Consider the following 22,085-nt stretch of genomic DNA (forward strand, 5'->3'; position numbering starts at 1 on the left):
GATCCATGAGCCATTATGCGTTGCACTCTTTGCCTCTGCTGCGCATGCTGCGCCAGAGTTGGATTGGGGTACACCGTAGTGGGCGCAAAGAAATAACGACGCCGCATCATAGCAATTTTTTTCCTCCGCGACTCCCAAAGATTTTTTTCACGCTCTGTGCTAAAACGAACGGTGCGGGCCCGTAAAAGCCCGATTCCGTGAGCTTAGACATAAATAATGGTGAACGCCGGGCCTATTTTCGCGGCAAGGTTATATCGGAGTTAAGTAAATGAAAAAAGGCTGGATATTTTTATTCGGTTTGGTTTGCGCAACCATCGGCGGTGCGCAGGCGGAGCAGGTAGGTTCCGTGGATACGGTGTTTAAACTGTTGGGCCCCGACCACAAAATCGTGGTGGAAGCATTCGACGATCCGGATGTTAAAAATGTAACTTGTTATATCAGTCGCGCCAAAACCGGCGGCATTAAAGGTGGCCTGGGGCTGGCGGAAGACACCGCCGACGCGGCCATTTCCTGTCAACAGGTGGGGCCGATCGAACTGAGCGACAAGATCAAGAACGGCAAGGCAGAAGGAACGGTCGTGTTCCAGAAACGCACCTCGTTGGTGTTCAAGAAGCTGCAGGTGGTACGCTTCTACGACGCCAAGCGCAATTCGCTGATTTACCTGAGCTATTCCGACAAGGTGATTGACGGTTCACCGAAGAACGCACTGAGCGCGGTGCCGATCATGCCGTGGGCTGAGACGAAATAAAAAACGGGGTTCAGCATGCTGAACCCCGTTTTCATCACGGCAGGCTGGAATTACTCTTCCAGATCGCCGCAGAAGCGGTAGCCTTCGCCGTGAATGGTGGCGATGATTTCCGGCGTGTCCGGCGTCGACTCGAAGTGCTTGCGAATGCGACGGATGGTGACGTCCACGGTGCGGTCATGCGGCTTCAGCTCGCGGCCGGTCATCTTCTTCAACAGTTCACCGCGGGACTGGATCTTGCCCGGGTTTTCGCAGAAGTGCAGCATGGCGCGGAATTCGCTGCGCGGCAGCTTGTACTGCTCGCCGGCCGGGCTGATCAGCGAGCGGCTGTTGATGTCCAGCTCCCAACCGTTGAACTTGTAGCTCTCAACCAGACGGCGTTCTTCGCCGAGGCTGCCCAGATTCATGGTGCGCGACAGCAGGTTGCGCGCGCGGATGGTCAGCTCACGCGGGTTGAATGGTTTGGTGATGTAATCGTCGGCGCCGATTTCCAGGCCGAGGATTTTATCCACTTCATTATCGCGACCGGTCAGGAACATCAATGCGACGCTGGCCTGTTCGCGCAGTTCGCGGGCCAACAGCAGGCCGTTTTTGCCTGGCAGGTTGATGTCCATAATGACCAGGTTGATATCATTTTCAGACAGGATATTGTGCATTTCTGCACCATCATTGGCTTCATGAACAATGTAGCCTTCCGCCTCGAAAATGCTCTTCAGGGTGTTACGAGTGACTAACTCGTCTTCGACAATCAGAATGTGCGGGGTCTGCATATTTGCTACCTAAAATTGCCAACAAAATAGAAAATCGGAAGTACAGAAGTCTCTGTTTTCTTAGAGGAGGGCAGAGATAGCGCCACGTTCCCTCTCAGCAAATGACTAAAGTACGTAAACTCGTTCTTGATGCACTTTCCATCTTATGTCAACAAGATCGCCAGCCTGGTGGGGACGCCGTTCCCTACAACCCCTTGGGTGCCAAAACGGCGCATATCCTAACCCCATTAACAGCAATATAACAGCGCGTGCCGAATTCATCACCCAACAAAACTACGCTTTGTTGACATATATCAAATTCAATTGTAGCACGTTAACAGATTTGTGAAAAACACTTACAGAAATGCCAGTTTAAGTCACAGAACCTCAAATTCTGTGAACGATTCAGCAATATCCGGCCCGATAGGATACAATTATTCGCTTATTGATCATTGTGTTGTTTTAACTCTTTGATAAATAAAAGTAGTAAAACATAAGCGAGAATAATGACTATTACGACGGGTTTATTAGCTCAACGAGCCGTTTAAACTTGTTTGTTGCTATTGACGCGTTTATTGTTACGTAATTGTGAATATTAGCGGGCGCTGCGGAACAGTCAAAAGTGCAGGCCCGCCTTCGGTGGAAGAGTGATGCAGCTTCATATTGTTTTAGTGGCTCCGGCACGGCCGGAAAATGTCGGCGCCGCGGCGCGCGCGATGAAAACCATGGGTTTTGCTTCGCTGCGCATCGTCGACAGCGAGGCGCACCTGCAACCGGCGGCGCGCTGGGTCGCGCACGGAGCCGGCGAAATCCTCGATGGCGTGCAAACGTTCGCCACGCTGGAGCAGGCGCTGGCGGACGTGGATTTCACCGTCGCTACCACCGCCCGTAGCCGTGCGCGTTTTCACTACTACTGCACGCCGCCTGAACTGCTGGAGCAGTTGAGCGAGCGCCGGCAGTGGGTCGGCCAGGCGGCGCTGGTGTTTGGCCGCGAAGATTCCGGCCTGACCAACGAAGAGCTGGCGTTGGCGGACTTGCTGACCGGTGTGCCGATGCAGGCGGATTATCCGTCGCTCAATTTGGGTCAGGCGGTGATGGTGTACTGTTACCAGCTGGCGAGCCTGATGGGCGTCAGCACGCCGCAGGAAACGATGGCATCTGAAGGGCAGCTGAAGGCGCTGCGCCGCCGCGCCGACGCCTTGTTGAACGCATTGGATGTCGGCGATGACCAAAAATTGCGCGACTGGCTGCACCAGCGCCTCGGCGCGTTGCAACAGCGGGATACGGCGATGTTGCACACGCTGCTGCACGACATCGAAAAAAAACTCGCCAAGTGATAGCGGCTACATCAGCCGGTTATCCAGTGTGATCCACTATTAAATCGGCTTTAAGCTGTTTTTTTGTCCTGTCATTTTGCTTTTCGCCTGTTGCATCGCGCAATGTCGCCGCTGAATGGAAAATAAGCAAAAAAAAGAAATAGTTTGACTTGGGATCACGATTGCTTTAACCAATAGAGGGGACAGAGTATTTCATGAGACAGACAGACAACATGCGCAATATCAGCCTGAATACCACAATTATTACCACCACCGATACCACAGGTAACGGGGCGGGCTGACGCGCACAGGAAACACAGAAAAAAGCCCGCACCTAATCAGTGCGGGCTTTTTTTTCGGCTTAAATTCGGAGAGATGACAAATGCGAGTGCTGAAATTTGGCGGAACCTCGGTGGCGAATGCGGAACGTTTTCTGCGCGTCGCCGACATCATGGAGAGTAACGCGCGTCAGGGACAGGTGGCTACGGTCTTGTCCGCCCCCGCAAAGATCACCAACCATCTGGTGGCGATGATCGACAAAACGGTGGCGGGCCAGGACATTCTGCCGAATATGAGCGACGCCGAACGCATCTTCGCCGATCTGCTGAGCGGCCTGGCGCAGGTGCTGCCAGGCTTCGAGTATGCTCGTCTGAAGGGCGTGGTCGATCAGGAATTCGCTCAGCTCAAACAGGTGCTGCACGGCGTCTCGCTGTTGGGGCAGTGCCCGGACAGCGTGAACGCGGCGATCATCTGTCGTGGCGAAAAGCTCTCCATCGCCATCATGGAAGGTGTGTTCCGCGCCAAGGGCTACCCGGTCACGGTGATCAACCCGGTAGAGAAATTGCTGGCGCAGGGCCACTATCTGGAGTCCACCGTGGACATCGCCGAGTCCACGCTGCGCATCGCCGCCGCGGCGATCCCGGCCGACCACATCGTGCTTATGGCCGGTTTCACCGCCGGTAACGACAAGGGCGAGCTGGTGGTGCTGGGCCGCAACGGCTCCGACTACTCCGCCGCCGTGCTGGCCGCCTGCCTGCGCGCCGACTGTTGCGAGATCTGGACCGACGTCGACGGCGTCTATACCTGCGATCCGCGCACCGTGCCGGACGCCAGGTTGCTGAAATCGATGTCGTACCAGGAGGCGATGGAGCTCTCCTATTTCGGTGCCAAAGTGCTGCACCCTCGTACCATCACCCCGATTGCCCAGTTCCAAATACCTTGCCTGATCAAAAACACCTCTAACCCGCAGGCCCCCGGCACGCTGATCGGCAAAGACAGCACCGATGACGAGATGCCGGTGAAAGGCATCACCAACCTGAACAACATGGCGATGATCAACGTCTCCGGCCCAGGCATGAAGGGCATGGTCGGCATGGCCGCGCGGGTGTTCGCCGTGATGTCGCGTGCCGGCATTTCGGTAGTGCTGATCACCCAATCCTCTTCCGAATACAGCATCAGCTTCTGCGTGCCTCAGGGCGAACTGCAGCGTGCCCGCCGTGCGCTGGAAGAGGAGTTCTATCTGGAACTGAAAGACGGCGTGCTGGATCCGCTGGACGTGATGGAGCGCCTGGCGATCATCTCGGTGGTCGGCGACGGCATGCGCACCCTGCGCGGCATCTCCGCGCGCTTCTTCTCCGCGCTGGCGCGCGCCAACATCAATATCGTCGCCATCGCCCAGGGCTCTTCCGAGCGCTCGATCTCGGTGGTGGTCAGCAATGACTCCGCCACCACCGGCGTGCGTGTCAGCCACCAAATGCTGTTCAACACCGACCAGGTGATCGAAGTGTTCGTCATCGGCGTCGGTGGCGTCGGCGGGGCGCTGATCGAGCAGATCTACCGTCAGCAGCCGTGGTTGAAGCAAAAACATATCGACCTGCGGGTGTGCGGCATCGCCAACTCGCGGGTGATGCTGACCAACGTGCACGGCATCGCGCTGGACAGCTGGCGCGACGAATTGGCCGGCGCACAGGAGCCGTTCAACCTCGGCCGTTTGATCCGGCTGGTGAAGGAGTATCACCTGCTGAACCCGGTGATCGTCGATTGCACCTCCAGCCAGGCGGTGGCCGATCAATACGTGGACTTCCTGGCGGACGGTTTCCACGTGGTGACGCCGAACAAAAAGGCCAACACCTCGTCGATGAACTATTATCAGCAACTGCGCGCCGCTGCGGCCGGTTCGCATCGCAAGTTCCTCTACGACACCAACGTCGGCGCCGGTTTACCGGTGATTGAGAACCTGCAAAACTTGCTGAATGCTGGTGATGAGCTGGTGCGTTTCTCCGGCATCTTGTCCGGTTCGCTGTCGTTTATCTTCGGCAAGCTGGACGAAGGGCTGTCGCTGTCGGCGGCGACGCTGCAGGCCAAAGCCAACGGCTACACCGAGCCGGATCCGCGCGACGATCTGTCCGGTATGGACGTGGCGCGCAAACTGCTGATCCTGGCGCGCGAGGCCGGTTACAAGCTGGAGCTGAGCGATATCGAGGTCGAGCCGGTGTTGCCGCCGTCCTTCGACGCCTCGGGCGACGTGGACAATTTCCTGGCGCGGCTGCCGGAGCTGGATAAAGAGTTCGCGCGTAACGTGGCCAACGCCGCCGAGCAGGGCAAGGTGTTGCGCTATGTCGGCCTGATCGACGAAGGGCGCTGCAAGGTGCGCATTGAGGCGGTGGACGGCAACGATCCGTTGTATAAAGTGAAGAACGGCGAGAACGCGCTGGCCTTCTACAGCCGCTACTACCAGCCGCTGCCGTTGGTGCTGCGCGGCTACGGCGCCGGTAACGATGTGACCGCAGCGGGCGTGTTCGCCGATCTGCTGCGCACACTGTCATGGAAGTTGGGAGTTTAATATGGTTAAGGTGTATGCACCGGCCTCGATCGGTAACGTCAGCGTCGGTTTCGATGTGCTGGGCGCGGCGGTTTCGCCGATCGACGGCACGCTGCTGGGCGACTGCGTCAGCGTTGAAGCCGCCGAGACGTTCAGTTTGCAAAATGCCGGGCGCTTCGTCAGCAAGCTGCCGGCCGAGCCGAAAGAGAACATCGTGTATCAATGCTGGGAGCGCTTCTGCCAGGAGATTGGCCGCGAAGTGCCGGTGGCGATGCGGTTGGAAAAGAACATGCCGATCGGATCGGGGCTGGGCTCCAGCGCCTGTTCGGTGGTCGCCGGGCTGATGGCGATGAACGAATTCTGCGATCGTCCGCTGGATAAGATGACGCTGCTCGGCCTGATGGGCGAGCTGGAAGGCCGCATTTCCGGCAGCGTGCATTACGACAACGTGGCACCTTGCTACCTGGGCGGTTTGCAGCTGATGCTGGAAGAAGAAGGCATCATCAGCCAGGAAGTGCCGTGCTTCGACGATTGGTTGTGGGTCATGGCCTATCCGGGCATCAAGGTTTCCACCGCCGAAGCGCGCGCGATTTTGCCCGCGCAATACCGTCGTCAGGATTGCATCAGCCACGGCCGTTACCTGGCGGGCTTTATCCACGCCTGCCACTCCCGGCAGCCGCAGCTGGCCGCCAAATTGATGCAGGACGTGATCGCCGAACCGTACCGCACCCGGCTGTTGCCAGGCTTCGCCGAAGCGCGCAAGGCGGCGCAGGAGATCGGCGCGCTGGCCTGCGGCATCTCCGGCTCCGGCCCGACGCTGTTCGCCGTTTGCAACGACGGCGCCACCGCGCAACGCATGGCTGCCTGGCTGCAACAACATTATCTGCAAAACGACGAAGGTTTTGTTCATATTTGCCGTCTGGACACCGCAGGCGCTCGACTACTGGGATAACGCATGAAACTGTACAACCTTAAGGATCACAACGAGCAGGTCAGCTTCGCGCAGGCGATCAAACAAGGCCTGGGCAAGCAGCAGGGGCTGTTCTTCCCGCTGGAGCTGCCGGAGTTCGAACTGACCGAGATCGACCAACTGCTGGAGCAGGACTTTGTTACCCGCAGCAGCCGCATTCTGTCGGCGTTTATCGGCGAAGAAGTGCCGGAAGCGGCGCTGAAGAAACGCGTGCAGGCCGCCTTTGAGTTCCCGGCGCCGGTGGCGAAAGTGACAGAGGACGTCTCCTGCCTGGAGCTGTTCCACGGCCCGACGCTGGCGTTCAAAGATTTTGGCGGCCGCTTTATGGCGCAGATGCTGGCGGAAGTGGCCGGCGAGCAGCCGGTGACCATTTTAACCGCCACCTCCGGCGACACCGGTGCCGCCGTGGCGCATGCCTTCTACGGCCTGAAAAACGTGCGGGTGGTGATCCTCTATCCGCAGGGCAAAATCAGCCCGCTGCAGGAAAAACTGTTCTGCACCCTGGGCGGCAACATTCACACCGTGGCGATCGATGGCGACTTCGATGCCTGTCAGGCGCTGGTGAAGCAGGCGTTCGACGATCAGGAATTGAAAGATGCGCTGCACCTGAACTCGGCCAACTCGATCAACATTAGCCGCTTGCTGGCGCAGATCTGCTACTACTTCGAAGCGGTGGCGCAGCTGCCGCAGGAAGCGCGCAACCAGCTGGTGATTTCGGTGCCGAGCGGCAACTTCGGCGATCTGACCGCCGGGCTGCTGGCCAAGTCGCTGGGCCTGCCGGTGAAGCGCTTTATCGCCGCCACCAACGCCAACGACACCGTGCCACGCTTCCTGACCAGCGGCCAGTGGCAGCCGCACGCCACGGTAGCGACGTTGTCCAACGCCATGGACGTCAGCCAGCCAAACAACTGGCCGCGCGTGGAAGAGCTGTTCCGTCGCAAGGTCTGGCAGCTGAAAGAGTTGGGCCACGCGGCGGTTAGCGATGAGACCACCAAAGAAACGATGCGTGAATTGGCCGAGCTGGGCTATATCTCTGAACCGCACGCGGCCATCGCCTACCGCGCGCTGCGCGATCAGCTGCAGGAAGGGGAGTTCGGTCTGTTCCTCGGCACCGCGCATCCGGCCAAGTTTAAAGAGAGCGTAGAAGCGATCCTCGGCCAGGAGCTGCCGTTGCCGAAAGCGCTGGCGCTGCGGGCCGATCTGCCGCTGCTGTCGCACACGCTGCCGGCCAGCTTCGGCGAGTTGCGCAAGTTCCTGATGGGGCTGCCGGCCTGAAGTTCGGCAGGCTAGAATGCGAAAAGCCGTCTTGCGACGGCTTTTTTTATGGCTGCTCCGGGCGTTTGAACACCAGTTCATTGCCCTGCGAGGCGGCTTCGTCGAAGGCGTAGCCTTCCAGGTTGAAGTCCACCAGCTGCTCGCTGCGCGTCAGGCGGTTTTTGATGATAAAGCGGCTCATCAACCCGCGCGCTTTCTTGGCGTAGAAGCTGATGACCTTGTACTTGCCGTTCTTCTCGTCGAGGAATACCGGTTTGATCAGTGCGCCGTGCAGTTTGGCCGGCTTCACCGCCTTGAAATACTCGTCGGACGCCAGGTTGACCACCACGTCGTCACCCTGTTGCTCCAGCGCTTCGTTGAGTTTTTGGGTGATCTGCTCGCCCCAGAAGCTGTACAGGTCTTTGCCTTTCGGATTTTCCAGCTTGATACCCATCTCCAGCCGGTATGGCATCATCAGATCGAGCGGGCGCAGCACGCCGTACAGGCCGGACAGCATGCGCAGATGCTGCTGGGCGAAGTCGAAATCGGCTTCGCTGAAATCCTGCGCCTGCAGGCCGGTGTAAACGTCGCCCTTGAACGCCAGCAGCGCCTGACGTGCGTTGTCTGGGGTAAATTTGGGCTGCCACTCGCTAAAGCGTGCTGCGTTCAGCCCGGCCAGCTTGTCGCTGATGCTCATCAGACTGGCGATTTGCGCCGGCGTCAGCTCGCGGCAAATTTTGATAAGCCGCTGAGACTTATCCAGCAGTTCGGGCTGCGTGAAGCGTTCTGTCGCCAGCGGGCTTTCGTAATCGAGAGTTTTTGCAGGTGAAATAATAACGAGCATGGCCAGATCCTGTTTATCCAAGTGCGGGTACTGTAGCAAAAAGCGCGGGAAAAAGGGGCAATCGGTCCAATAGGTGGGGCGCGCATCGCACGCGCCCCGCAAACTCAGCGCGGCGGCTGTTGATCGTCCCACACGCCTGGCTCCAGCTGCGATTTCAGCTCCGGGTAACGGTTGGCATCGAAAGTCGGCAGCTTGCCTAAGCGGCGCTGGCGGTGATAGTCATCGGCCAGCTTCAGCGCCACCCGGGACAGCAGCAGGATCGCCGTCAGGTTGGTGATCGCCATCAGCGCCATCGACGTATCCGCCATTTTCCACACCAGCGGCAGCTCCGCCAGTGCGCCGAACATCACCATGCCCAGCGCCACGCAGCGGAAAATCAGCAGGCCGCCCGGGTGGTTGCGCTCGAGGAACACCAGGTTGCTTTCGGCATAGGCGTAGTTGGCGATGATCGAAGTAAAGGCGAAGAAGAAAATGGCGATGGCGACGAACGGTGTCCCCCAGCTGCCGACGGCGGCCGACAGCGCGCGCTGGGTCAAATCGATGCCGCTGATGCTGTCGGTCGGCTGATCGAGAATGCCGGAAGAGAGAATGATCGCCGCAGTAGCGCTGCAGATGACGATGGTATCGATAAATACGCCGAGCATTTGCACGTAGCCCTGCGAAGCGGGGTGCGGCGGATAAGGCGAAGCGGACGCCGCGGCGTTGGGCGCCGAGCCCATGCCGGCTTCGTTGGAGAACAGGCCGCGCTGCACGCCCTGGGTCATCGCCTGGGAGATACCGTAACCGACGGCACCGGCCGCCGCTTCCTGCAGGCCGAAAGCGCTTTTGAAGATCAGCATCAGGATCGCCGGTATGTGTTCGATGTTGTGGCCAATGACCCAGAGGGCCAGCAGTAGATAGGCGCCGGCCATCAGCGGCACCACCAGTTCGGCCACTTTGGCGATGGAACGGATGCCGCCGAAGATCACCACGCCGCTCAGCAGCACCAGGCCGATGCCGACGTGCAGCGGCTGCAAGTGGAAGGCGACGGCAGAGGCTTGGGCGATGGAGTTGGCCTGCACGGCGTTGAACACCAGGCCGAAAGCGATGATCAGGAAGATGGAGAACAGCACGCCCATCCAGCGCATGCCGAGGCCCTTTTCCATGTAGTAGGCTGGGCCGCCGCGATAGTTGCCGTTATCGTCCTTGGTTTTGTAGAGCTGCGCCAGTGAGCTTTCCACGAACGAGGTGGCCATGCCGATAAACGCTACCACCCACATCCAGAAGATGGCGCCGGGGCCGCCGGCAGTCAGAGCGATGGCGACGCCGGTCAGGTTGCCGGTGCCGACGCGCGCCGCCAGCGTGGTGCACAATGCCTGAAAGGAGGAAATGCCGGCGCTGTCGCTTTTATTGCTGTTTTTCAACACTGAGAACATGTGGCTGAAGTGGCGGAGCTGGATAAAGCGGGTGCGCAACGTGAAATAAATGCCGGTGCCGAGCAGCAGATAAATCAGCACCGAACCCCACAAAATGTTGTTTATAAAGTTCATCAGGTCCGTCAAGGGATCCCTCCTCTAATCGAAATTTAATGCGCACCTTGCAGCATCCACCGCAGGTGAAAAACATTGGCCTATTTTTTACAAGAGCTTAGCTGGAGTCGGTCCGGCGTCAGTCGATTAAGATTTTTCGCAGATTAGCGGACGAATTGCATCAATTTTTTCGAATTTAACATAATTTATTCGGACAATAGCACGTTATTGCCTTTCCATCCGCTCGGCAATGGCGAAAGATATCGGCGTAAACGGTTGCTCGCCCAAGGATAAAACAGATGCTTGCGCGCCGCGGTTTTCCAGCCTTGCACCGGGCTTGGCGCATGTTATTATCAGGGTAGGGCATGGTTGAACAATGCCAAAAGTTCATGCACACACGATGAGATAATGCCAACATGACCGACAAATTAACTTCCCTGCGCCAGCTGACCACGGTGGTTGCAGATACGGGTGATATCGCGGCAATGAAGCTGTATCAACCGCAGGACGCTACAACCAACCCTTCGCTGATCCTCAATGCAGCCCAAATTCCTGAATACCGCAAACTGATTGACGAAGCCATCGCCTGGGCGCGCGGCCAGAGCAGCGATCGCGAGCAGCAGATCGCCGACGCCGCCGACAAGCTGGCGGTCAACATCGGTCTGGAGATCCTCAAACTGGTTCCGGGCCGCATCTCCACCGAAGTGGATGCGCGTCTGTCTTACGACACCGTCGCCAGCGTGGCCAAAGCCAAGCGCCTGATCAAACTGTACAACGAAGCCGGCATCAGCAACGATCGCATCCTGATCAAACTGGCTTCGACCTGGCAGGGCATCCGCGCGGCGGAGCAGCTGGAGAAAGAAGGTATCAACTGTAACCTGACGCTGCTGTTCTCCTTCGCTCAGGCTCGCGCCTGTGCCGAAGCCGGCGTTTACCTGATTTCACCGTTCGTCGGCCGTATCCTCGACTGGTACAAAGCCAACGGCGACAAGAAAGAGTTCGCGCCGCACGAAGATCCGGGCGTGATCTCCGTGACCGAGATTTACCAGTACTACAAACAGCACGGTTACAACACCGTGGTGATGGGCGCCAGCTTCCGTAACGTCGGCGAAATCATCGAACTGGCCGGCTGCGACCGCCTGACCATCGCCCCTGCGCTGCTGAAAGAGCTGGCGGAGAGCGAAGGCGCGCTGGAGCGTAAACTGTCTTATACCGGTGAAGTGAAGGCGCGTCCTGCCGCACTGACCGAACCTGAGTTCTACTGGCAGCACAACCAGGATCCGATGGCGGTTGAGAAACTGACCGACGGCATCCGCAAGTTCGCCGTAGACCAAGGTAAACTGGAAAAAATGATCGCTGACCTGCTGTAATTTCGGCAGCTCGCGCACTAAAAAGGTGGCTCAGGCCACCTTTTTTTATGCCTGCGGCTCCCGGCGGCGGGTGAAGCCCTTATACTCTCGGCAACGACAACAGAGCGGGAGACGAACCCGTTCGAACCCCATCAGGCTGTAGAGGTTACGCATGGATATTTTACGTATTGGTTTGGTTTCCGTTTCCGACCGCGCTTCCGGCGGCGTTTACCAGGACAAGGGCATCCCGGCGCTGGAAGAGTGGCTGACCGGCGCGCTGGCGACGCCGTTCAAGCTGGAAACCCGCTTGATCCCCGATGAGCAAACGCAGATAGAACAGACGCTGTGCGAACTGGTGGACGAAATGGGTTGCCATCTGGTGTTGACCACCGGCGGCACCGGGCCGGCGCGCCGCGACGTTACGCCCGACGCCACGCTGGCGATCGCCGATCGCGTGATGCCCGGCTTCGGCGAGCAAATGCGTCAGATCAGCCTACACTATGTGCCAACGGCAATTCTTTCTCGCCAGGTGGGGGCGATCCGCAAACAGGCGTTGATCATCAACCTGCCCGGCCAGCCGAAGTCGATCAAGGAAACGCTGGAAGGGGTGAAGGATGAACAGGGCAATGCGGTGGTGCACGGCATCTTCGCCAGCGTGCCTTATTGCATTCAACTGCTCGATGGGCCTTACGTCGAAACGCATGCCGCAGTGGTAGCAGCATTTCGGCCAAAGAGCGCGCGTCGCGAGATAAACCTCTAAATTTCAGCATTCTGCGAGATTGGCCTCAGCCCGTCTGGTGTGAAAATAATTTGCCGCTATAGTAAGGATTCTTTTACAGAAAGCCTGCGGCTTTTATTTTTACAGCCTTTACCGACGGTGCCCTATGCCTCACGACAATAATCGCCGGCTGAACCGGCAAGACTACAAAACGCTGACGTTGGCCGCGTTGGGCGGCGCGCTGGAGTTTTACGACTTCATCATCTTCGTGTTCTTCGCCGCTGTGGTCGGCGATCTGTTCTTCCCGGCGGACATGCCGGAGTGGCTGCGGCTGGTGCAAACCTTCGGCATCTTCGCCGCCGGCTATCTGGCCCGCCCGCTGGGCGGCATCGTGATGGCGCACTTCGGCGATCTGGTCGGCCGCAAAAAGATGTTTACCCTCAGTATCTTGTTGATGGCGTTGCCGACGCTGGCGATGGGCCTGCTGCCGACCTACGCCAGCATTGGCATCGCCGCGCCGCTGTTGCTGCTGCTGATGCGCGTGCTACAGGGGGCGGCGATCGGCGGTGAGGTGCCGGGCGCCTGGGTCTTCGTTGCCGAACATGTGCCGCGCCGGCGCATCGGATTCGCCTGCGGCACGCTGACCGCCGGGCTGACGGTGGGTATCCTGTTGGGCTCTGTGGTGGCGACGGTGATCAACACCACGCTCAGCCCACAGAGCATCGCCGGCGGCGGTTGGCGCATTCCTTTCCTGCTGGGCGGCATGTTCGGCCTGGTGGCGATGTACCTGCGCCGCTGGCTGCAGGAAACACCGATCTTCATCGAGATGCAGGCACGTAAAGCGCTGGCAGAGGAACTGCCGCTGAAGTCGGTAGTGTTCAATCACAAGCGGGAAGTGGCGGTGTCGATGCTGCTGACCTGGCTGCTCTCCGCCGGCATCGTGGTGGTGATCCTGATGACCCCGACCTATCTGCAAAAGCAGTTCGGCATCGCGCCGGCATTGACGCTGCAGGCTAACAGTATCGCTACCATCATGCTGATCGCCGGTTGCATCGTCGCCGGTTTGTCGGCCGATCGTTTCGGCGCCAGCAAAACGCTGGTGGTCGGCAGTGTACTGCTGGCTGGCTGCAGCTGGCTGTTCTATCAGACGGTGGGCGTGCGCCCGGAAATGCTGTTCGCCTGCTATGCCCTGGTGGGGTTCAGCGTAGGCGTGGTGGGGGCCGTGCCGTACGTGATGGTGCGGGCATTTCCTGCGGAAGTGCGGTTTACCGGCATCTCGTTCTCATATAACGTCTCGTACGCTATTTTTGGCGGTTTAACCCCTATTTTTGTGACGCTGATCATGAAATTGACTCCGTTAGCGCCCGCTTACTACGTGCTGGCGCTGTCGCTCATCGGGCTGCTGCTCGGTCTCTACCTGCATCGCGATCTAAACAGTGAAGCCGGGGAGCGGCGAGCCGATTCCTACAGCTAAAAAAAAGCCCTGCACTGCAGGGCTTTTTCGTCAGGGGAGGGCAATTACGCCGTGATCGGTGAGGCCGCGACGCGGGCCGGAGCCGGCTCGCCAATCGGCAGCACCTTGCGGCCATATTGCTCGTTGAGCACTTCGGCCATCGCCAGGTAAATGGCGCTGGCGCCGCAGATGATGCCCTCATAGCCGGCGAAGGTCAGCAGCGCGTGGTTGCCGGTGATGTTGCCGACGGCCAGCAGGGCGAACAGCAGCGTCAGGCTGGCGAACACGAACTGCAGCACGCGGTTGGCGGCCAGGGTGCCGAAGAACATGAACAGGGTGAAGACGCCCCACAGCGCCAGGTAGATGCCCAGCACGTGCGCCTCGGTGGCTTCCGCCAGGCCCAGACGCGGCAGCAGCAGCAGGCCGACCAGGCTCAGCCAGAAGCTGCCGTAGGCGGTGAACGCGGTCATGCCGAAGGTGTTGCCCTTCTTGTATTCCAGCAGACCGGCCAGGATCTGGGCCAGGCCACCGAAGAAAATCCCCATGCTGATGATGGCGGAGTTCAGTGGGAAAAAGCCCGCGTTGTGCAGGTTCAGCAAGACGGTGGTCATCCCGAAGCCCATCAGGCCGAGAGGGCCGGGATTCGCCAACTTGTTGGTGTGCATAAGTCCTCTGCGATAACAGAAAATTAACGGAAACAGCGAAGTAAAATAATAAATGGTCTGAATGGCCAAAAAATCGAAGTTTTCCATCAGAGCGCGCGCATCATAATGATCCCCGCAGCCGGAAACAATGATCTGAATGACGATAAAAAAAGAAATTTTTTTCGCCTTGCCCCTTGATGCCGGATTGGATGGCCCCATCTTATTTGCAACCGCAGTTGCTAACCGCGGGTCACACTGAGATATCGGGCAGTTGAAAAGCAAAAAATCGCCCGCATATAGGTTAGCAACCTGACTGATTATGAATTTTTTAGTGGAGACGTTTAGATGGGCAAAATTATTGGTATCGACCTGGGTACTACCAACTCTTGCGTAGCAATTATGGATGGTGCCAAGGCACGCGTGCTGGAAAACGCCGAGGGCGACCGCACCACTCCTTCTATTATCGCCTATACCCAAGACGGTGAGATTCTGGTTGGCCAGCCGGCTAAGCGTCAGGCAGTGACCAACCCGGAAAACACCCTGTTCGCCATCAAGCGCCTGATCGGTCGCCGTTTCCAGGATGAAGAAGCGCAGCGCGACAAAGCGATCATGCCGTACAAAATCGTCGAAGCCGACAACGGCGACGCCTGGCTTGAAGTGAAAGGCCAGAAAATGGCTCCGCCGCAGATCTCTGCGGAAGTGCTGAAAAAAATGAAGAAAACGGCGGAAGATTACCTGGGCGAACCGGTAACTGAAGCGGTTATCACCGTACCGGCTTACTTCAACGACGCCCAGCGTCAGGCGACCAAAGACGCCGGCCGCATCGCGGGCCTGGAAGTAAAACGCATCATCAACGAACCGACCGCAGCGGCCCTGGCCTACGGCCTGGACAAAGAAGTCGGCAACCGCACCATCGCGGTTTATGACCTGGGCGGCGGTACTTTCGATATTTCCATCATCGAAATCGACGACGTTGACGGCGAAAAAACCTTCGAAGTGCTGGCGACCAACGGTGACACCCACCTGGGCGGCGAAGACTTCGACAGCCGTCTGATCAACTACCTGGTGGAAGAGTTCAAGAAAGAGCAAGGTATCGATCTGCGCAACGATCCGCTGGCGATGCAGCGTCTGAAAGAAGCCGCTGAGAAAGCGAAGATCGAACTGTCTTCCGCTCAGCAGACCGACGTTAACCTGCCGTACATCACTGCAGACGCGACCGGTCCAAAACACATGAACATCAAAGTGACTCGCGCCAAACTCGAGTCGCTGGTTGAAGATCTGGTAGCGCGTTCTATCGAGCCGCTGAAAGTGGCGCTGAAAGACGCCGGTCTGTCGGTTTCCGACATTCAGGACGTGATCCTGGTGGGCGGCCAGACCCGTATGCCAATGGTGCAGAAGAAAGTCGCAGACTTCTTCGGCAAAGAGCCGCGTAAAGACGTGAACCCGGACGAAGCGGTTGCCGTGGGCGCTGCGGTACAGGGCGGCGTGTTGGCTGGTGATGTGAAGGACGTTCTGCTGCTGGACGTGACCCCGCTGTCGCTGGGTATCGAAACCATGGGCAGCGTGATGACCCCGCTGATCACCAAAAACACCACTATCCCGACCAAGCACAGCCAGGTGTTCTCTACCGCTGAAGACAACCAGTCTGCGGTAACCATCCACGTGCTGCAGGGTGAGCGTAAGCGCGCCAGCGATAACAAATCTCTGGGCCAGTTCAACCTGGACGGCATTCAGGCGGCACCGCGCGGCATGGCGCAGATCGAAGTGACCTTCGATATCGATGCCGACGGCATCCTGCACGTGTCTGCCAAAGACAAGAACACCGGCCGTGAGCAGAAGATCACCATCAAGGCATCTTCTGGTCTGAACGAAGACGAAATCCAGAAAATGGTGCGCGACGCCGAGCTGAACGCTGAAGCCGACCGCAAGTTCGAAGAGCTGGTACAGACGCGTAACCAGGCGGATCACCTGATCCACGGCACGCGCAAGCAGCTGGAAGAAGCGGGCGACAAACTGCCGGCGGAAGACAAAACGGCGATCGAAGCGGCGCTGAAAGATCTGGAAGCGGCGGTGAAAGGCGAAGACAAAGCCGAGATCGAAGCGAAGACCCAGGCTCTGGTGCAGGTTTCCGGCAAACTGCTGGAAATGGCTCAGGCGCAGCAGGCTCAGCAGGGTGCTGACGCCGGCGCGGACAACGCGGCGCAGAAAGACGACGACGTGGTTGACGCTGAGTTCGAAGAAGTTAAAGACAAAAAATAATCGCCCTTAAGCGGGCACGGGGCGGCCGCGAGGCCGCTCCCGGAAACCAGCACGGGCGTCGAGGCAACTCTGCGCCCGTGCACGCATGTTAAGGGTAAGCGAAAGAATGGCGAAGAAAGACTATTACGAGATTCTCGGCGTCAGCAAGACGGCGGATGAACGTGAGATCAAAAAGGCGTACAAACGCCTGGCGATGAAATACCATCCTGACCGCAACCAGGAAAAGGACGCCGAAACCAAGTTTAAAGAAGTTAAAGAAGCTTACGAAGTGCTGACCGACGACCAGAAACGCGCGGCCTACGACCAGTATGGGCACGCGGCCTTTGAACAAGGCGGCATGGGCGGCGGCGGCTTTGGCGGCGGCGCAGACTTCAGCGATATCTTTGGCGACGTGTTTGGCGACATCTTCGGCGGGGGCCGCCGTCAGCGCGCCAGCCGCGGTTCCGATCTGCGCTATAACATGGAGCTGACCCTCGAGGAAGCGGTACGTGGCGTCACCAAAGAGATCCGCATCCCGACGCTGGAAGAGTGCGACGTCTGCCACGGCAGCGGCGCCAAGCCGGGCAGCTCGCCGGTCACCTGTCCAACCTGTCATGGCCAGGGCCAGGTGCAGATGCGTCAGGGCTTCTTCACCGTGCAGCAGGCGTGTCCGCACTGCCATGGCCGCGGTCAGATCATCAAAGATCCGTGCAACAAGTGCCACGGCCACGGCCGGGTAGAGAAATCCAAAACGCTGTCGGTGAAAATTCCGGCCGGCGTGGATACCGGCGACCGCATCCGCCTGGCGGGTGAGGGCGAAGCCGGCGAGCACGGCGCACCGGCGGGTGATCTGTACGTTCAGGTGCAGGTGAAGGCGCACCCGATCTTCGAGCGTGAAGGCAACAACCTGTACTGTGAGGTGCCGATCAACTTCGCTATGGCGGCGCTGGGCGGCGAGATTGAAGTGCCGACGCTGGATGGCCGGGTGAAGCTGAAGGTGCCTTCGGAGACCCAAACCGGCAAGCTGTTCCGCATGCGCGGCAAGGGCGTGAAATCGGTGCGTGGCGGCAGCCAGGGCGACCTGCTGTGCCGCGTGGTGGTGGAAACCCCGGTCAACCTGAACGACAAGCAGAAGCAGCTGCTGCGTGAGCTGGAAGAGAGCCTGGGCGGCCCGTCCGGCGACAAGAACAGCCCGCGTTCGAAGAGCTTCTTCGACGGGGTGAAGAAGTTCTTTGACGACCTGACTCGCTAACGTGCTGTTTCTTTTGGTTTAGATATGAACCCCGGGCTTCTGTCCCGGGGTTTTTATTTGCGCGCCACCCGTTAATTCCATAAAAATAGTGTGACTTATTTGTGCTTTTGATCGGTTTTTCCGAGTTATTTAGCATTTATAAACTTATTTTTTCGAAGTAAAACGGCATCTATACTCACTTCATGACTGTGGTTCGCAGGGCGCTACGCCCTGCACAGATTTGGAGAGACGTATTGTGACCAACATCATTCGTCAATTTTTACGTCAGGAAGCCGCGGGCGGCATCATTCTGATCGCGGCGGCGATCGTCGCCCTGATCATGGCCAACACCCCGGCGCAGGGGATCTATCAGGCATTTCTTAACCTGCCGGTGATGGTGAAAATCGCTTCGCTGGAGATCGCCAAGCCGCTGCTGCTGTGGATCAATGACGGCCTGATGGCCATCTTCTTCCTGGTGGTGGGGCTGGAGGTCAAGCGCGAGCTGATGCAAGGATCGCTGTCCGGGCGCGACAAGGCGGTGTTTCCGGCGATTGCCGCGCTGGGCGGCATGCTGGCGCCGGCGCTGATCTACCTGCTGTTCAACGGCGCGGATGACGTCACCCGTCAGGGCTGGGCGATCCCGGCCGCCACCGACATCGCTTTCGCGCTGGGCGTGATGGCGCTGCTGGGCAACCGCGTGCCGACCAGCCTGAAAGTGTTCCTGCTGGCGTTGGCGATCATCGATGACCTGGGCGTGATTATCATTATCGCGCTGTTCTACACCCATGAAGTGTCGATGGTGGCGCTGGGCGTGGCGGCGGCGGCGATCGCGTTGCTGGCGGTGATGAACTGGCGCGGTGTGGGCAAGACTTCGCTGTACATGATGGTCGGCCTGGTGCTGTGGGTGGCGATCCTCAAGTCCGGGGTGCACGCGACGCTGGCCGGGGTGATCGTCGGCTTTATGATCCCGCTGAACGTCAAGAAGGGGCCATCGCCGTCGGAGACGCTGGAGCACGAGCTGCATCCGTGGGTGGCGTTTATGATCCTGCCACTGTTCGCTTTCGCCAACGCCGGGGTCTCTTTGCAGGGCGTGTCGCTGGAAGGGCTGACGTCGCTGCTGCCGCTGGGGATTGCAGCCGGCCTGTTTATCGGCAAGCCGCTGGGGATTTTCCTCTTCAGCCTGGTGGCGGTGAAAATGGGCATCGCCCGCTTGCCTGAGGGCATCGGTTTTAAACAGGTGTTTGCCGTTTCAGTGCTCTGTGGTATTGGTTTCACCATGTCGATCTTCATCGCTTCGTTGGCGTTCGGCGATGCAGATGCGGCGCTCAGCACTTATTCCCGCCTGGGGATCCTGTTGGGCTCCACCGCCGCTGCGGTGGCGGGGTACGGATTGCTGCGTCTGGCGTTGCCGCGCGTGCGTTAATCCTGAGTGCGCCCGGCTGGGGCGCACAATAAAATGGCTGGTCGGAGCTGTGCGGTATAAAATATGTGCAGCTCCGGCCGTTTTTAGTTGGGACTAATGGGGTTATACGTTGTCTGAAGCAGGGAAAGGAAGTTTGTCGCTCGTCACGGCACACCGTTTGCCGCTGCGAAACGTTGTTAAGGAGAGCCGCTCGTGAGGATGTCGCATATCAACTTTAATCACCTTTACTATTTCTGGCAGGTCTGCAAGGCCGGTTCCGTGGTCGGTGCCGCCGAAGCGCTGTTTCTGACGCCGCAGACCATCACCGGCCAGATCAAGGCGCTGGAAGAGCGGTTGGACGGCAAGCTGTTCAAGCGTCAGGGGCGTGGGTTGGTGCCTTCGGAGCTGGGGCAGTTGGTTTTCCGCTATGCCGACAAGATGTTTATGCTCAGCCAGGAAATGCTGGATATCGTCAACTACCGCAAGGAGTCCAACCTGCTGTTCGACGTCGGCGTGGCGGATGCGCTGTCGAAGCGGCTGGTCAGCCAGGTATTGGAAACGGCGGTGGTGGTGGACAATGAACAGATTCACCTGCGCTGTTTTGAATCGACGCACGAGATGCTGTTGGAGCAGCTCAGCCAGCACAAGCTGGATATGATCCTGTCGGATTGCCCGGTGGACTCCAGCCAGCAGGAAGGGCTGTTCTCGCTGAAGCTGGGCGAGTGCGGCATCAGCTTCTTCTGCCGCCAGCCGGCGCCGGAGCTGCCGTTTCCGGCCTGTCTGGAACAGCGTAAGCTGCTGATCCCCGGCCGCCGCTCGATGCTGGGGCGCAAACTGCTCAACTGGTTCAATACGCAGGGCATTCAGGTGGAGATTCTGGGCGAGTTCGACGATGCGGCGCTGATGAAGGCCTTCGGCATGTACCACAATGCGATCTTCGTGGCGCCGACGCTGTATGCGCAGGATACCTACAACGATGACAACGTGGTGGAGATCGGGCGTATCGACAGCGTGCAGGAGGAGTATTACATCATCTTCGCCGAGCGCATGATCCAGCACCCGGCGGTGCAGCGCGTGTGCAACAAAGACTTCTCGGCGCTGTTTTCCTGCTAGCGGTTCACTGAACGCAGGGCATAAAAAAACCGGCCTGAGCCGGTTCTTTTATCAAGCAGATAACGAAATGCTTATTGCATTGCGTTGATGCGTGCAGTCAGGTTTGACTTATGACGCGCTGCTTTGTTTTTGTGGATCAGGCCTTTAGCTGCCTGACGGTCCACCAGTGGCTGCATTACCAGGAATGCAGTTTGTGCTGCTTCTTTGTCGCCAGCTGCGATAGCTGCGTCTACCTTCTTGATGAAGGTACGCACCATTGAGCGACGGCTAGCGTTATGCTTGCGGCGTTTCTCAGACTGTACGGCGCGTTTCTTAGCTGATTTGATATTAGCCAAGGTCCAACTCCCAAATATATTCTATTGAGGACAATTCAAAGGCCGAGGAATATGCCCTTTTAGCCTTCGTTTGTCAATGGATTTGTGCAAATAAGCGCCGTTTGTACAGGCGGCACTCGCTACGTTGTGATGGCGCAGGATTTTACCAGCTTCGCTCTTGGGAATACAGTGTTTCGCGAGAAAATTCGCCAATGAATTGCCGCGGCGGATGCAAGCCGTTGGTCGCGGTCGAGAAACGGCTCGGCGGCGCCGGATAAACTGCGGCGAAGCCGTTTCACGCGCAGATTATCTCCGGTATGGTATGTCTATTACATAAAGGCACCAATCGCGGGTTAACCTTACCGGCTGTACAAGGTATAATCCGCCGATTTCCACTGTTTTGAGCCAGCTATGGAGCTAATTCGCGGCATTCACAATATCCGGGCGCGCCACCATGGTTGCGTGCTCACTATCGGCAACTTTGACGGCGTGCATCGCGGCCATCAGGCGTTGCTGGAGCAGTTGAAGCAGCAAGGGCAACGCCTCGGGCTACCGGTGATGGTCATGATCTTTGAGCCGCAGCCGCTGGAGATGTTCGCCGCAGACAAGGCGCCGGCCCGGCTGACGCGCCTGCGCGACAAGGCCAGATACCTGGCGCAGGCGGGCGTTGATTACCTGCTGTGCGTCAAGTTCGATCCGCGTTTCGCCGCCAACACCGCACAGGCGTTCGTCGCCGAGCTGCTGGTGGAAAAACTCGGCGTTAAATTCCTGATGGTGGGGGATGATTTTCGTTTTGGCGCCGGGCGTCAGGGCGATTTCCCGCTATTGCAGCAGGCCGGAAAAGAGTACGGCTTCGAGGTGGTCAGCACCCCGACCTTCCGTGAAGGCGATCGGCGCATCAGCAGCACCGCGATCCGCACCGCGCTGAGCGAGGACGATCTGCCGCTGGCGGAGACCCTGTTGGGCCACCCTTACAGCATCTCCGGGCGCGTGGTGCACGGCGACGAGCTAGGGCGCACCATCGGCTTCCCGACCGCTAACCTGCCGCTCAAGCGCCTGGTGGCGCCGGTGAAAGGGGTGTATGCGGTGGAAGTTTACGGCCTGGGGCCGCAGCCGCTGCCGGGCGTGGCCAATATCGGTACGCGCCCGACCGTCGCCGGCGTGCGCCAGCAGCTGGAAGTGCATCTGCTGGATGTCACAATGGATCTTTACGGGCGCCATATTGAGGTGGTGCTCCGCGCAAAATTGCGCAATGAACAACGGTTTGCTTCGCTCGATGCCCTGAAGCAGCAAATCGCCAATGATGTGGTGACGGCCCGGAAGTTCTTCGGGTTAAAAACACTGGTTTAATCGTTTACCCTAAACAATTCGAGTTGCATCGCGGCGGCAACCGCGCGAACCCCGATGAGCTTGCAC

Annotated in this window: 19 protein-coding genes and 1 other annotated feature; of the genes, 14 read left to right on the forward strand and 5 right to left on the reverse strand. The window is 58.6% G+C overall.

The window, feature by feature from the left end; genetic code table 11:
- Nucleotides 1-268 precede the first annotated feature (268 nt).
- Entirely contained in the window at nt 269-748 is a 480-nt protein-coding gene (gene creA, locus BHU62_RS06115; protein WP_073529694.1) for a protein CreA, read from the forward strand.
- 50 nt (nt 749-798) lie between these two features.
- Here creA and arcA read toward each other — a convergent pair whose 3' ends face one another.
- Nucleotides 799-1,515: a two-component system response regulator ArcA gene (gene arcA / locus BHU62_RS06120; protein ID WP_004933003.1), complete on the reverse strand. Its 717-nt coding sequence runs from the start codon at nt 1,513-1,515 to the stop codon at nt 799-801.
- A 629-nt stretch (nt 1,516-2,144) separates the two neighbouring features.
- Here arcA and BHU62_RS06125 point away from each other — a divergent pair.
- The 5 genes from BHU62_RS06125 to thrC all read left to right on the forward strand — a co-directional run bounded on the left by BHU62_RS06125 (nt 2,145) and on the right by thrC (nt 7,876).
- Entirely contained in the window at nt 2,145-2,831 is a 687-nt protein-coding gene (locus BHU62_RS06125) for a tRNA/rRNA methyltransferase (RefSeq protein ID WP_073529695.1), read from the forward strand.
- Between the two features lie 212 nt (nt 2,832-3,043).
- Nucleotides 3,044-3,112 (forward strand): thr operon leader peptide, encoded by a 69-nt coding sequence (gene thrL, locus BHU62_RS06130; RefSeq protein ID WP_071998276.1) that lies wholly within the window; start codon nt 3,044-3,046, stop codon nt 3,110-3,112.
- Nucleotides 3,051-3,168 (forward strand) — a sequence feature (Thr leader region). Its footprint overlaps the gene before it by 62 nt.
- A gap of 24 nt (nt 3,169-3,192) precedes the next feature.
- On the forward strand, nt 3,193-5,652 hold the full coding sequence (thrA, locus tag BHU62_RS06135; protein WP_073529696.1) for a bifunctional aspartate kinase/homoserine dehydrogenase I: 2,460 nt from the start codon (nt 3,193-3,195) through the stop codon (nt 5,650-5,652).
- A 1-nt stretch (nt 5,653) separates the two neighbouring features.
- Nucleotides 5,654-6,583: a homoserine kinase gene (gene thrB, locus BHU62_RS06140; protein ID WP_073529697.1), complete on the forward strand. Its 930-nt coding sequence runs from the start codon at nt 5,654-5,656 to the stop codon at nt 6,581-6,583.
- Nucleotides 6,584-6,586: 3 nt separating this feature from the next.
- A complete protein-coding gene (gene thrC, locus BHU62_RS06145; protein WP_073529698.1) occupies nt 6,587-7,876 on the forward strand; it encodes a threonine synthase in 1,290 nt (429 codons plus the stop codon).
- Nucleotides 7,877-7,922: 46 nt separating this feature from the next.
- Here the strand turns inward: thrC and yaaA are convergent, their stop codons facing one another.
- Nucleotides 7,923-8,699: a peroxide stress protein YaaA gene (gene yaaA, locus BHU62_RS06150; protein ID WP_073530581.1), complete on the reverse strand. Its 777-nt coding sequence runs from the start codon at nt 8,697-8,699 to the stop codon at nt 7,923-7,925.
- 104 nt (nt 8,700-8,803) lie between these two features.
- Entirely contained in the window at nt 8,804-10,240 is a 1,437-nt protein-coding gene (locus BHU62_RS06155; protein WP_073529699.1) for an alanine/glycine:cation symporter family protein, read from the reverse strand.
- Between the two features lie 383 nt (nt 10,241-10,623).
- Here BHU62_RS06155 and tal point away from each other — a divergent pair, with 383 nt between their 5' ends.
- The 3 genes from tal (at nt 10,624) to BHU62_RS06170 (ending at nt 13,748) form a co-directional block, all read left to right on the forward strand.
- Nucleotides 10,624-11,577, forward strand: coding sequence for a transaldolase (gene tal / locus BHU62_RS06160; RefSeq protein WP_004932982.1), 954 nt, complete (start codon nt 10,624-10,626; stop codon nt 11,575-11,577).
- 151 nt (nt 11,578-11,728) lie between these two features.
- Nucleotides 11,729-12,316 (forward strand): molybdopterin adenylyltransferase, encoded by a 588-nt coding sequence (gene mog, locus BHU62_RS06165; RefSeq protein ID WP_073529700.1) that lies wholly within the window; start codon nt 11,729-11,731, stop codon nt 12,314-12,316.
- Between the two features lie 124 nt (nt 12,317-12,440).
- Nucleotides 12,441-13,748, forward strand: coding sequence for an MFS transporter (locus BHU62_RS06170; RefSeq protein ID WP_073529701.1), 1,308 nt, complete (start codon nt 12,441-12,443; stop codon nt 13,746-13,748).
- Between the two features lie 44 nt (nt 13,749-13,792).
- Here the strand turns inward: BHU62_RS06170 and satP are convergent, their stop codons facing one another.
- Nucleotides 13,793-14,392, reverse strand: a complete 600-nt coding sequence (satP, locus tag BHU62_RS06175; protein WP_139282251.1) for an acetate uptake transporter — start codon at nt 14,390-14,392, stop codon at nt 13,793-13,795.
- Nucleotides 14,393-14,716: 324 nt separating this feature from the next.
- Between satP and dnaK the strand changes: the two genes are divergently transcribed.
- The 4 genes from dnaK to nhaR all read left to right on the forward strand — a co-directional run bounded on the left by dnaK (nt 14,717) and on the right by nhaR (nt 20,355).
- Entirely contained in the window at nt 14,717-16,630 is a 1,914-nt protein-coding gene (gene dnaK, locus BHU62_RS06180) for a molecular chaperone DnaK (RefSeq protein WP_073529703.1), read from the forward strand.
- A 106-nt stretch (nt 16,631-16,736) separates the two neighbouring features.
- The gene (gene dnaJ, locus BHU62_RS06185) at nt 16,737-17,861 is read left to right on the forward strand and encodes a molecular chaperone DnaJ (protein ID WP_073529704.1); all 1,125 of its coding nucleotides are present in this window, start codon (nt 16,737-16,739) and stop codon (nt 17,859-17,861) included.
- 235 nt (nt 17,862-18,096) lie between these two features.
- Nucleotides 18,097-19,263: a Na+/H+ antiporter NhaA gene (gene nhaA, locus BHU62_RS06190; protein ID WP_073529705.1), complete on the forward strand. Its 1,167-nt coding sequence runs from the start codon at nt 18,097-18,099 to the stop codon at nt 19,261-19,263.
- A 192-nt stretch (nt 19,264-19,455) separates the two neighbouring features.
- Nucleotides 19,456-20,355, forward strand: a complete 900-nt coding sequence (gene nhaR / locus BHU62_RS06195; protein ID WP_004932962.1) for a transcriptional activator NhaR — start codon at nt 19,456-19,458, stop codon at nt 20,353-20,355.
- Nucleotides 20,356-20,426: 71 nt separating this feature from the next.
- Here nhaR and rpsT read toward each other — a convergent pair whose 3' ends face one another.
- Complete coding sequence (rpsT, locus tag BHU62_RS06200; protein ID WP_033637053.1) at nt 20,427-20,690, reverse strand: 30S ribosomal protein S20; 264 nt, start codon at nt 20,688-20,690, stop codon at nt 20,427-20,429.
- A 390-nt stretch (nt 20,691-21,080) separates the two neighbouring features.
- Between rpsT and ribF the strand changes: the two genes are divergently transcribed.
- Nucleotides 21,081-22,019 (forward strand): bifunctional riboflavin kinase/FAD synthetase, encoded by a 939-nt coding sequence (ribF, locus tag BHU62_RS06205; protein WP_073529706.1) that lies wholly within the window; start codon nt 21,081-21,083, stop codon nt 22,017-22,019.
- Nucleotides 22,020-22,085 lie beyond the last annotated feature (66 nt).

Origin of the sequence: Serratia marcescens, from assembly GCF_001902635.1 — a bacterium.
Lineage (GTDB): Bacteria > Pseudomonadota > Gammaproteobacteria > Enterobacterales > Enterobacteriaceae > Serratia > Serratia marcescens_F.